This window comes from Thalassotalea insulae (assembly GCF_030161395.1).
In the GTDB taxonomy this organism is placed as follows: domain Bacteria; phylum Pseudomonadota; class Gammaproteobacteria; order Enterobacterales; family Alteromonadaceae; genus Thalassotalea_E; species Thalassotalea_E insulae.
Genome location: NZ_BSST01000001.1, coordinates 448,818 through 461,023, shown reverse-complemented (window position 1 = coordinate 461,023; position 12,206 = coordinate 448,818). Strand labels below are relative to the sequence as shown.

Sequence of the window (12,206 nt, the reverse complement as noted above, 5' to 3'; positions counted from 1 at the left end):
GAAAGTATGTAACATAAAGCGGTAGTATCAGTAGCATTATAGGCGAAATTTTTCACAAGGTAGGAATTTGCACAATATTTTCGCGGGCACTTTTTTTGATTAATTTTCTTCGTTAACTCAGTTAGACTAGCGATAATTTTTCTTTTCACTGAAGTTTGTCATGAAATTTAGTCCCCTTGTACAAGAACTGATTAATGCGTTTAAATGTTTACCGGGGGTCGGTGCTAAATCGGCTCAGCGTATGGCTTTTCATTTGTTAGAGCGTAATCGTATTGGTGGTACAAAGTTGGCGGAATCGCTTGCCAAGGCGATGGAAAACATTGGCCACTGCCGTCAATGCCGTACATTTACCGAACAAGAAGTCTGCGATATCTGTCTGAGTCCAAAGCGTCAGGCGCGTGGTCAGTTATGTATTGTTGAAACTCCAGCTGACGTCATTGCGATTGAACAAACCGGTGAATATCAAGGTTTATATTTTATTTTAATGGGGCACCTATCTCCGCTTGATGGTATCGGGCCGGATGATTTAGGGTTAGATATTTTGGAAAAACAATTAGGGCAGGGACAATTTAGCGAAGTGATCTTAGCGACTAACCCGACGGTTGAAGGAGAAGCAACCGCGCATTTCATTGCTGAGCTTGCCAATAAATACCAAGTTAATATTTCTCGTATCGCTCATGGCGTGCCCGTGGGCGGTGAACTGGAATATGTTGATGGCAACACTTTGTCACACGCCTTATCTGGACGGAAACACTATAGTTTTTAGTGGATGAGATTTATTTGATTAGATTGTTTTTCGATTTTTTAGTTATTTAACATTTTGATTTTTCTTTTGATTTTAAATAGTAATGCAATAAACCGTATTTTATTCTCAACCTTAAGTTTTATTTAAGCTTGGATTTTTATAGTTAACATAACCTCGTAATTTAGGAGTCAGTTATGTTAACTACCCATGCAGCACACAATGAAACATGTGCATACAACTCTCGTAAAGTAACCTCAACTCCAGTTACCGTAGCGCTGGTTGCTCAACAGGACTCAGCCAGACAATCTGTTGAACAGTTTATTCTTCAAGGCTATCAAAAAGCATTTAGAGCCTGCTTTTCTGAATTTATGCCGCAACTTATTACCCTTACTAAAGGTAAGCATTGTGCGGCGCTAGGACTAAGAAACGCTCAACAACCATTATTTATTGAACAATATTTAGCTGCACCGATAGAAACATTAACACTGTTTAGTTCACAACAGGTAGCGCGCAGTCAAATTGTTGAAATCGGTAACCTTTATAGCAATGCTAAGCCGTTAACTTTACCCTTGTTTTTACTGACAGCAGTTGCCCTTTTTATCAACGAGCAACGCTATATGGTATTTGCTGGCACTGAGCAGGTACTGAGTTTAATTCAAAGTACCGGGATTACGCCGACAGTTATTTGCCCGGCAAAAGCTGAGTATATTCAAAATCGTGAAGACAACTGGGGACGTTATTACGAGACAAATCCGAATGTTGTCGCGGTTGATTTGCAACAAGTGGTCAAGGTGATTAACCGCACGCCTAGATATAGCAAAATGTTTGAGCAGCTTAGTGATGAAATCGCACAACTAAGTCAAACGTTATCGTTACATTTACCTTTTAAACATACAGGGAAGTAAAGCTATGTCGTTAATCGATAGTATTAAGCAACACCAACAAAAATCTGTTGCACTCAGTGAGGAGTCTAGGGCGCTTAATTATCAGCAATTGATTAGCGCGGTTAATGAATTGTCAGCATGGTTAGTAGCGCAGAAAGTCACTAATGTCGTTCTGATTGCTGATAATTCAATTGACTGGGTTTTAGTGGATTTGGCGTGTCAGGAAAGTGCTGTCTGTTTAACGCCGATACCGACATTTTTTAGTGGGCAACAGCAACAACACGTGTTGTCTTCGGTAAAGCCTGAATTAGTAATTTCAGCACAGGGTGATGGGCTCAATCAAGTTATAGATTTTCCATTGTGTGAGCTTAACGCTTTTAGGGTTAAACAAGTTGAAACGCCTTTGTTACCAAAGGGCACGACTAAAGTTACTTTTACTTCTGGTTCTACCGGGCAACCGAAAGGCGTCTGTTTAGATTATCAACAGCAGCTCAATGTGGCTAATGCCTTGCGTAAAACTATTGATATTGAGCAACCGTGTCATTTATCACTGTTACCTTTTTCGCTATTGCTGGAAAATATTGCTGGTATCTACGCGCCATTATTAGCTGGTGGCATTGTGAAGATAGCGAACGAGCACCAACGGGGCTTTAATGGTTGTCAGTTACAGTCAGTTGAGCGGTTATTAGCACTGATCAGCCAAAGTAACCCGAACAGTTTTATCTTGGTTCCTGAATTGTTGTTAGTGCTGATTGGCGCGAGTAAGCAAGGCTGGCAAGCGCCACAAAATTTAAGCTTTATTGCCGTTGGTGGTAGTAAAACGTCTGCTAGCGTATTAGCGCAAGCGAGGGAGCTTGGTTTACCCGTTTATCAGGGCTACGGTCTATCAGAGGTGAGTTCGGTTGTGAGCTTGCAATCACCGAAGCAAATGTTAGATAACGCATCCGTTGGTCAACTGTTACCGCATATTAATGCAGAAATCCGAAATGACGAACTGGTGGTGACAGGCAATTGCTTTCTTGGTTATCTCGGCCAGCCTGAAAGCTGGTGTCCACAAGAAGTGGCTACAGGTGACTTGATGTCTATGAAAGGGAAGCAGTTGTTTTATCAAGGACGTAAAAAAAATCTGCTGGTTAATTCTTATGGTCGTAACATCTCTCCTGAATGGCTCGAAAGTGAGCTACTTGCCAGTGGACTCTTTAGCCAGGTATTAGTGCTAGGGGATAATCAGCCCTACTGCGTTGCTTTACTGGTACCAGTTAACTCTGCGGTTAGTACTAATAGTGTGGCGCAATTTATTATGCAAGTAAATCAAGGCTTACCCCAGTATGCAAAGATCGAAAACTACCTTTGCCTAACACAGGCTTTTTCTCCGCTAGATAATTTACTGACTACTACCGGAAAGTTGAAACGCGCCAATATTGCTCGTTTTTACCAAAATGAAATTTACCAACTTTATCAACAACCGACATTGAGCGAGCAAACCGCTGCTTAAGATTATTCCTTTTATTTAACGTCGAGGCCGAATATGACACTTTATCAACGATTAATTAGCGAAACGCAAACCGAACGCGAATACTTACTATCTGCTCCTATGATAGTGCAATGTATGGAAGGCAGTTTTTGTTTGGACGATTATGTCGCATTTCTAACCCAAGCTTATCATCACGTAAAACATACGGTCCCATTGTTAATGAATGTCGGGGCTAAGTTAACTGAAGAGAAAGAGTGGCTCAGAGAAGCGGTTGCCGAATACATCGAAGAAGAACTCGGTCACCAAGAGTGGATTTTAAATGACATTCAGCATTGTGGTTTTGATAAGGAAACAGCACGTCATAGTCAGCCCTCTGCGGCAACTGAGCTTATGGTGGCGTATGCATACGACATGATTAACCGCTTGAATCCTTTAGGTTTTTTCGGCATGGTCCATGTGCTTGAAGGTACCAGTATCGCGATGGCGGATGCGGCTGCAGATAGTATTGAGCAAAAATTGCAGTTACCTAAACAGGCTTTTAGTTATTTACGCTCTCATGGTGCTCTTGATCAAGAGCATGTGAAGTTTTTCCAGTCTTTGATGGCAAAAATATATGACGAACACGAACAGCAAGTGATTATTCATGCCGCCAAACGTTTCTTTGTCTTATATGGCGATATTTTCAGAACCTTAAATCCACAACATGGTATTGCCAAAGCAGCATAGGAGGCAGAATGACACAAATAACTAAGTGTTTACTTACTGGCGCAACTGGGGGGATTGGTAAAGCTATTGCCCATAGATTAGCTAATGCCGGTTACTCTCTCATTTTGCACGGCAGAGACAGCAACAAACTTAAACAACTTCAACTTGAGTTAACCGGTACTCATGAAGTTTTGGCCTGTGACTTATTAGTTGCTGAGCAGCGTCAAAAGCTATTAACTCAGCTGAAACAGCGCGCGGATATTAGCGTCTTGATCAACAATGCTGGCATTAGCGCATTTGGCTTATTTGAGCATCAAGATAGTCAAGAAATAGCGCGACAACTGACCATGAACTTGACCATTCCAATGCAGTTAACTCATGCCTTACTGTCTCAAATAGAGTTTCATCAAGGCAGTATTATTAATATAGGTTCGGCATTTGGAGCGATAGCTTTTCCTTGTTTTACCAGCTACAGCGCAAGTAAGTTTGGCTTACGTGGATTTAGTGAGGCACTGTCACGTGAGCTGGCTAACCGTTCGGTTCATGTCGGCTACTTTGCCCCGCGTACTACCGCAACAGCAATTAATTGTGCACATGTTGATGAAATGAATTTTGCCTTAGGTAACAGTGTTGATAGTCCGGAATATGTTGCTCAACAATTATTGACGTTTATCACCAAAAAGCAAAAACGGATGAGTATTGGCTGGCCGGAAAAGTTTTTTGCTCGACTAAACGGATTTTTGCCTGAACTGGTTGATAACGCATTAGCTAAAAAATTAAAGGTAATTTGTCATTACTTGCCGCAATTGTCACTGACTCAAAAAAAGAGTCATCAACAACAGGAGTCATCAAATGAAATTGTTAAATAAATCACTATTATTTATAGTGTTATCTACGTTAATTAATGTTGCTGTTAGCGCGAAAGCTGATGGTTTAGATAATAATGAGTTATTAGATATTCAGCATAAATGGGCAGAGGTCAATTATCAATTAAGCGATAAAGCTCAGCTTAAAGGTTTTGAGCAATTGATTGCTCAAGTAGAAATATCACTGAAGCAGCAGCCAGATAATGCGGAAAATTGGGTCTGGCTTGGTATCATTCAATCAAGTTATGCTGGGGCGAAAGGGGGGCTAGGAGCTTTGTCTTTTGCTAAAAAGGCGAAAAAATCGTTAGAAAAAGCGCTGTCTATCAATGATACTGTCTTAGACGGTTCTGCCTATACCAGTTTAGGAACCTTGTATTATAAAGTGCCTGGCTGGCCAATCGGTTTTGGCGATGATGATAAAGCAAAAGAGTTGCTTGAGCGGGCATTAGTGTTAAACCCTGATGGAATAGATCCCAATTATTTTATGTCTGAATATTGGTTTGAAGAGCGCAAATATGAGAAAGCTAAAATGTTTTTAGAGCGCGCGCAGCAGGCGCCAACGAGAGAAAATCGCCCACTTGCCGATAAATCTCGACATTATGAAATTACCCAACTGATGGCTAAAATTGATAGAAAGTTAAAGAAAAAACATCATTAATACGCCCTAATAACAAAGAATAATGAGAAGAAACAGAGAGCATAGATGAGAGTATTATTGGTAGAAGACGATATCGCCTTAGCGCAAGGGTTACAGCAGTCACTAAGGAGAGAAGGCTATAGTATCGACTGTGTTCATGATGGAAAATCGGCATTGCTGGCTATTTCAGCAGGCTCGGTGGAAATGGTGATCTTGGATTTAGGCTTACCAGATATGGATGGTTTGCAGGTGTTAAAACAAGCTAAGGCGAAATATAAACAGCTACCAATCTTAATTTTAACTGCCAGAGACAGCTCAGATGATAAAGTCGAAGGGCTGGATTATGGTGCGGACGATTACTTAGTCAAGCCGTTTGACATGGCTGAGTTATTTGCCCGATTACGGGTGATTGAACGCCGCTTAGGTACCGCAGACAGTGCTCGAATTACTCACAATAACGTTATTTTAGATACTAAGGCGAATCAGGTTTTCCTTGATGGTGAGGCAGTGAGCTTTTCTCGTCGTGAATATATGATAGTGAAATCATTGATGGAAAATATTGGCCGAATACAGTCAAAAGAGCAGCTGGAAAATAAGCTTTATGAATGGGGAGAAGAAGTCGCCAGTAATACCATTGAAGTGCATGTTCACCATGTCAGGAAAAAGTTACCGAAAGATTTTATTAAAACGGTGCGAGGTGTCGGTTATATCGTGAGTAAGCGCTAGATGTCGATCCAGCGTTATTTGTTTTTACTGATCATTTCCATTGTTACGTTAGCAACGTTTGGTGCTGCTTTGCATGGCTATCGGGCAGCAATGAGTGAACTGGAAATGATCTTAGATCAGGAACTGGTGAGCCTTGCTCATTCACTTACCAGCGTTAAATCCACTGAGGTTGTAGTAAAGCAAGAAAATCAGACACCGTTTGCTTATCAGGTTTGGCAAAATCAGCAATTAGTCGTGCGCTCCAGCAATAGCCCTGAGATTCCATTAACTGGCTTTACTCAGGGCTTTGGTTATAAAAATTTTTTAGGTGCCCGTTGGCGGGTTTATTGTCAGCAATTTGCTCAGCGGTGGGTAATGGTGGCACAACGACAAAATCAACGTATTGTCTCTGCAGAGCGGGTGCTGTTGACTTCAATTACTCCCGTTGTGATCACTATCCCTTTGATTGGTTTGTTGGTACTGCTGGCGGTGAGGACAAGTTTGTCACCATTAAGAAATTTGTCAAAACAATTGAAAGCTAAGTCGGCGGATGAACTTGAGCCGGTGGCGTTGGTGAAAAACTCAAAAGAACTTGAACCTATCGTTGATACGATCAATTCTGTTTTGGCGCGATTGAAATCGTCATTTGCCCGCGAAAAACGATTAGCCTCTGATGCCGCTCATGAACTTAGAACCCCGATCAGCGTTTTGAATATTGCTGCTCATAACTTAGTTTCGTCGTACCAAAATAACAGTTTAACTACAGACTCATTTGAAGAATTACAACAAGGGGTTGAGCGTATGGCCCATGTGGTTGAACAGATCCTCGCACTTAATCGCACCTCACCTGAAAATTTTAATCATTGCCTTGTAGCACTTGATATCCAGTCTATTTTACAAAGTGTTATTGCTAAACTCTATGTTAGGATCGAAGATAAACAACAAACGGTGTCGTTAGACAGCCAATCATATTGGGTTAAAGGGGACGAGTTCTCTTTGCAAACCTTGTTTGAAAACTTGGTCAGTAATGCCAATAAATATGCTGGAAAGGGCTGTGAAATCAAGCTGTCGACACAGTTAAACGGGCAAGAACTCTGTGTCATAGTTGAAGATAATGGGCCTGGTATTGCAGTGGCGGAGCGAGAAAAAATCTTCGATCGTTTCTATCGTTTAGAGCAGGCCAGACAAAATACCGGAGTAACAGGGTGTGGTTTAGGGATGTCAATTGTTAAGCATATTGTTGAATTGCACCAAGGTCGCATTGCACTTGAACAGTCTGTACTAGGTGGGTTAAAAGTGCTGGTTTTTATTCCGCTAGCACAAGGGGCACAACGACAGAGCAATGGAAGTTAACATGCGAATAAATATCAGCACTCTTTTATTGTTTGCCGGCTTGTTATTGCTCAACAGTATTCGGCTGTGGGCAAAAGAGATCCCGGAATTTCATTTGACCTTGGAAAATCATTTATTTTTTCCGGCAGAAATTGAGATACCAGCAGGAAAAAAGGTCAAACTCATCATCTTTAATAAGGATGCCGAGGCTGAAGAATTTGATAGTTTTGATCTGAATCGGGAAAAGGTGATTTTTCCCGGACGTAAATCAACGATTTATATTGGCCCTTTACCACCGGGCGATTATGAGTTTTTTGGTGAATATAACCCGAATACAGCAACAGGAAAAGTGATAGTAAAAGGGGACTCTGATGCTGATTAATACGGTTATATTGGTGTTAAGAGACTTATTGCCACTGGCTATTTTATTGGTTTGGATAATGGCCTGTATCAACCCTTCGTTTATCTCATTTAAGCGCGTTATTGCTGTGCTGATGATCAGCATTATCGGCGGTATTATATTTTTTGAATTAGCCCCATATTTTAGCGAGAATTTTCAGGGAGCAGGGTTGGAACTAGCCTTTGCTGCGCTAATGTTAAGTTCATATTTTGCTTTACTTTATGCTAGTGTCAGCTCGTTGCACGGTGGTCAACATCAGCTAATGACCTACATAGGACTTTTTATTGGTTTATCTTGTCAGTTCATTATTAAAGGCACTTACTTTTTAATTTACTTTAATGGTTATATTAATCGCAGCACCAATGAAATGAGTCTATTACTTGGGGTGTTGGTTGCTGCTGGTATCGGCCTGAGCTTTAGTATCTTATTGTTCTTTCTCTTACGCTGGCTGGCGAATAATCATTATCGCATCTACTGGCAGGCACTGTGGGCATGCTTTCTCGCTGGACTGGTGGCGCAAATGGTGCATTTATTGTCGCAGGTAGACTTGCTCAGTGACAGTTCCGCGTTATGGAACAGTGGTTGGTTAATAGAAGACAGTTCTGAGTATGGCCATGTTTTTCAAGCGTTAATAGGCTATGAAGCAACGCCATCAATGAGCTATCTCATCATTTATCTAAGTGCGATAGCCCTTTTTTATCTGGGTAAATTTATTATGGGTAAGTATTCGTTTAACAAAGTGGCGGATGTCAGTGTAGGTAAGGTAGATAACAGATGAAGCAATTAATTTTTATCTGGGCTGTGTTAACGATTTCATTTCAATCTATTGCGGATGGGGTAGTGGTTGATAAAGTTTATTCCCCTCATTTGTTGCCACAAGAGCAGCGAGTTGAGTGGCGTTTTATGTCAAGACAGTCTGATACGAAAGGTAATCAGTTAGGGCAGCGGCTGGGTTATGGTTACTCGATGTCTGAGTATGTTACGGTTGAGCTCTATTTGTTAGGTGAGCGTGAACTTGATACTGATGATTTTGGTTTGGCAGGTTATGAATTTGAAACTCGCTGGATGTTAACCGATCAGGGGCAGTATTGGGCGGATTGGGGCCTGCTGTTTGAAGTAGAAAAAGAGCATATCAACGATAACTGGGAAGTAGCTACAGGTTTACTTGTTGAAAAAGAGTTTGGCAAAACCAGTTTAACGGTCAACTTATTTGCTATCTATGAATGGGGGCATACTCGCGAAAATGAGTGGGAAAGTGAAGCCCGTATCAAACTAAGGTATCGATATACACCAATGTTACAGCCAGCGATTGAACTTTATGCGGGGGAAGATTTTCTAGGCATAGGTCCTGCGTTTCAAGGGATACATCGATATAAAGGACAAAAACAGTTGAAATGGGAAGCGGCATTTATTAGCGAAATCACCCAGTCAGGAAAAGATCATACCTTACGTTTTGCCATAGAATATGAGTTTTAAACGTTAAGGGCACAGCTAAAGATTTACAAGTGTTTAATATGTTAGTTATTTTGGGTGGCAGCCTAGCTAAGTAAGTTACTGACGTATTAGCGACGGTCGCGAGCTTTTCTATTGCGGACTTTGAAAAGCGTTTTACTTTAGTCTGTGTTAGCGTGCTTGCACCTCACGTGTCGTAAAATTTTATACCTGTGGAGTTGTCATCCATTACATACCATTCCATTCTGGAGCAACCTGACGTTAAAGTGAACTGTGCAAGTTGTCCAAGTGCTTTAGCAGCAATGCCTTGTCGGCGAAATTCAGATTTAATATAAATCGCCTGCATAAATAGTTCTCTGGTACCAAAAAAAGTGGCAAATTTCCAGCTATGAATGACAAATCCGGCAATGATATTATTGCAGGTGATTAGTTTGGCAAACGCAATGGGGGCTTGGAGAGAATGTTGGTTAATCACTGCTTTTTGCTAATTGATACGTGCTTTATATTGTCGCTTTCTGCGAGCGGGTAAATCAGTGCTAGTAAAATATCTATCATCTATTTTGTTTTTATATTTAGAATCAAGTCCGGCTATTGCTTGGGAGTATTCTTTACAAATTGGCGCGAAGCCATGAAAATGTTATTTTTGGAAGCTGTGATACCAACACCTGCCGAGAGTCATACTGCGATCAACAAACAGTGTTGCTAATAGAGAAAATTTAAGTAAAAGATTAAAAATTTATTATTTGAAGCCTAATTGCGCTTGAATTCAGATCTGTTATCCCCATATTTCTATTTATCCTAAGGTTTTACCTTATCAATTCGTAATTTTAAGATATTCAGATAGGAGATGGCTCAGATGTCTGAGACAGGTCAAAAAGAAGTTCATGGCTTTCAAACTGAAGTAAAACAATTACTTCAATTAATGATTCACTCACTTTATTCCAATAAAGAAATTTTCTTACGTGAATTAGTATCCAATGCTGCTGATGCGTCGGATAAATTACGTTTTCAGGCATTATCAAATGCTGATTTATTTGAAGGCGATGGTGATTTACGTGTTCGTGTTAGCGCAGATAAAGACGCGAATACTGTCACTATCTCTGATAACGGTATTGGTATGACTCATGACCAAATCGTTGAGCATTTAGGTACTATTGCTAAATCTGGTACTGCGGAATTTTTCTCTAAGCTGTCGGGAGATCAAGCGGCTGACTCACAATTAATTGGTCAGTTTGGTGTTGGTTTTTACTCTGCGTTTATCGTTGCTGATAAAGTGACCGTACGCTCTCGAGCTGCTGGCGTACCAGCCTCAGAAGGGGTGGAGTGGCAAAGTGAAGGGGAAGGTGAATTCACCACCTCAAAAATTGAAAAAGCCAATCGTGGTACCGACATTATTCTTCATTTAAAAGAAGATGAAAAAGAGTTTGCTGATGACTGGCGCTTAAAATCAATCGTCACTAAATATTCAGATCATATTTCCGTAGCGGTTGAAATGTTAACACCTGAAGTACCTGCGGTTGAAGCACAAGAAGAAGTGAAAGACGAAGAGGGTAATGTGACTACCCCTGCGGTTGAAGCACGTGATGCGATACCTGCTAAATGGGAAGCGGTTAACAAAGCAACAGCGCTTTGGACGCGTGAAAAAGCTGATGTTAGTGAAGAAGAGTATAAAGAATTCTATAAGCATGTTTCACACGATTTTGCCGATCCATTATTGTGGGAACACAACAAGGTAGAAGGTAAAACAGAGTATACATCATTGCTTTACATTCCAAGCAAGGCACCGTTTGATTTATATAATCGTGAAAAACAACATGGTTTAAAACTGTACGTGCAACGCGTTTTTATTATGGATGATGCTGAACAGTTTATGCCAACTTACCTGCGTTTCGTTAAAGGTTTATTAGATTCTAATGATTTACCGCTAAACGTATCGCGTGAAATTTTACAAGACAATAAAGTGACACAAGCAATTCGTAAAGGTTGTACTAAACGTGTACTTAAAATGCTTGAAAAATTAGGTAATAAGGACAAAGAGCAATATCAAACATTCTGGAATGAATTTGGTCAAGTACTAAAAGAAGGTCCGGCAGAAGATTTTGCTAATAAAGAAGCGATTGGAAAACTGTTACGTTTTGCATCAACGCATGAAGATACGCCTGAGCAAAATGTATCATTGACTGACTACATCGAGCGGATGAAAGAAGGTCAGGATAAAATTTACTATGTGGTTGCTGATAGCTTTGAAGCAGCGAAAAACAGCCCGCATTTAGAAGTATTCCGTAAGAAAGGCATTGAAGTGTTACTAATGTCTGACCGTATTGATGAATGGTTAGTCAGTCATTTAACTGAGTTTGACGGCAAGCAGTTGCAATCTGTTGCTCGAGGCGGTTTAGACTTAGGTGAGATGGAAGATGAAGAATCGAAAGAAGCGCAAGAAAAACTTGAGCAAGAATTCGATACTGTCGTCAAACGGATGAAAGAAGCGTTAGGCGATAAAGTTAAAGACGTAAAACTATCAAGCCGTTTAACAGATTCACCTGCGGTTATTGTCACCGCTGATGATGACATGAGTATTCAGATGCAAAAATTGATGGCATCGGTTGGTCAGGATGTTCCTGAATCTAAACCAATTTTTGAGATCAATGGTGAGCACGAATTAGTTAAACATGTTGCCGATGAGCAAGATGATGATAAATTCAAACAATGGGTTGACGTGTTATTTGAACAAGCAACATTAGCAGAACGTGGCAGCTTAAAAGATCCGGCAAGCTTTGTTGCACGTTTGAACCAATTGATGCTGAGCTTAACAAAATAATATTGTTAGCTGAAAAAAGTCACTATTTAAACCTCGGTTTAATTAGACTTTAGTAGAAAAAAGGGGCTTTTTGCCCCTTTTTTGTTAGATGTTCATAAATGTGACTTGTTTGCCAAGTTGTGACTAGGTATAGTGTGGCACCTTAAATTACGAATTACAGCTACTCATTTGGCGGTTGAATTTTTCAA

13 protein-coding genes are annotated in these 12,206 nt (G+C 40.5%); 12 read left to right on the top strand and 1 reads right to left on the bottom strand.

Annotated features, from left to right (window positions below):
• Window positions 1–160 precede the first annotated feature (160 nt).
• The 11 genes from recR to QQK06_RS02125 all read left to right on the top strand — a co-directional run bounded on the left by recR (window position 161) and on the right by QQK06_RS02125 (window position 9,224).
• A complete protein-coding gene (recR, locus tag QQK06_RS02175) occupies window positions 161–766 on the top strand; it encodes a recombination mediator RecR (RefSeq protein ID WP_284242935.1) in 606 nt (201 codons plus the stop codon).
• Window positions 767–939: 173 nt separating this feature from the next.
• Entirely contained in the window at window positions 940–1,650 is a 711-nt protein-coding gene (locus QQK06_RS02170; RefSeq protein WP_284242934.1) for a thermostable hemolysin, read from the top strand.
• A gap of 4 nt (window positions 1,651–1,654) precedes the next feature.
• Window positions 1,655–3,124 carry an AMP-binding protein gene (locus tag QQK06_RS02165; protein WP_284242933.1) on the top strand — a complete coding sequence of 490 codons (1,470 nt, stop codon included), beginning with the start codon at window positions 1,655–1,657 and terminating at the stop codon, window positions 3,122–3,124.
• A gap of 33 nt (window positions 3,125–3,157) precedes the next feature.
• Window positions 3,158–3,829: an iron-containing redox enzyme family protein gene (locus QQK06_RS02160; RefSeq protein WP_284242932.1), complete on the top strand. Its 672-nt coding sequence runs from the start codon at window positions 3,158–3,160 to the stop codon at window positions 3,827–3,829.
• 8 nt (window positions 3,830–3,837) lie between these two features.
• Window positions 3,838–4,677, top strand: coding sequence for an SDR family oxidoreductase (locus tag QQK06_RS02155; protein WP_284242931.1), 840 nt, complete (start codon window positions 3,838–3,840; stop codon window positions 4,675–4,677).
• Complete coding sequence (locus QQK06_RS02150; RefSeq protein WP_284242930.1) at window positions 4,661–5,332, top strand: tetratricopeptide repeat protein; 672 nt, start codon at window positions 4,661–4,663, stop codon at window positions 5,330–5,332. The genes QQK06_RS02155 and QQK06_RS02150 overlap by 17 nt, the downstream gene beginning before the upstream one ends.
• A 45-nt stretch (window positions 5,333–5,377) precedes the next feature.
• A complete protein-coding gene (locus QQK06_RS02145; RefSeq protein WP_284242929.1) occupies window positions 5,378–6,037 on the top strand; it encodes a response regulator in 660 nt (219 codons plus the stop codon).
• Entirely contained in the window at window positions 6,038–7,369 is a 1,332-nt protein-coding gene (locus QQK06_RS02140) for a sensor histidine kinase (RefSeq protein WP_284242928.1), read from the top strand.
• Between the two features lies 1 nt (window position 7,370).
• Window positions 7,371–7,730, top strand: a complete 360-nt coding sequence (locus QQK06_RS02135) for a cupredoxin domain-containing protein (protein ID WP_284242927.1) — start codon at window positions 7,371–7,373, stop codon at window positions 7,728–7,730.
• Complete coding sequence (locus QQK06_RS02130) at window positions 7,720–8,526, top strand: hypothetical protein (RefSeq protein ID WP_284242926.1); 807 nt, start codon at window positions 7,720–7,722, stop codon at window positions 8,524–8,526. The genes QQK06_RS02135 and QQK06_RS02130 overlap by 11 nt, the downstream gene beginning before the upstream one ends.
• Window positions 8,523–9,224, top strand: a complete 702-nt coding sequence (locus QQK06_RS02125; RefSeq protein WP_284242925.1) for a hypothetical protein — start codon at window positions 8,523–8,525, stop codon at window positions 9,222–9,224. Before QQK06_RS02130 ends, QQK06_RS02125 begins: the two co-directional genes overlap by 4 nt.
• Before the next feature lie 163 nt (window positions 9,225–9,387).
• Here QQK06_RS02125 and QQK06_RS02120 read toward each other — a convergent pair whose 3' ends face one another.
• Window positions 9,388–9,675 (bottom strand): GNAT family N-acetyltransferase, encoded by a 288-nt coding sequence (locus tag QQK06_RS02120; protein ID WP_284242924.1) that lies wholly within the window; start codon window positions 9,673–9,675, stop codon window positions 9,388–9,390.
• A gap of 381 nt (window positions 9,676–10,056) precedes the next feature.
• Between QQK06_RS02120 and htpG the strand changes: the two genes are divergently transcribed.
• The gene (gene htpG, locus QQK06_RS02115; RefSeq protein ID WP_284242923.1) at window positions 10,057–12,018 is read left to right on the top strand and encodes a molecular chaperone HtpG; all 1,962 of its coding nucleotides are present in this window, start codon (window positions 10,057–10,059) and stop codon (window positions 12,016–12,018) included.
• Window positions 12,019–12,206 lie beyond the last annotated feature (188 nt).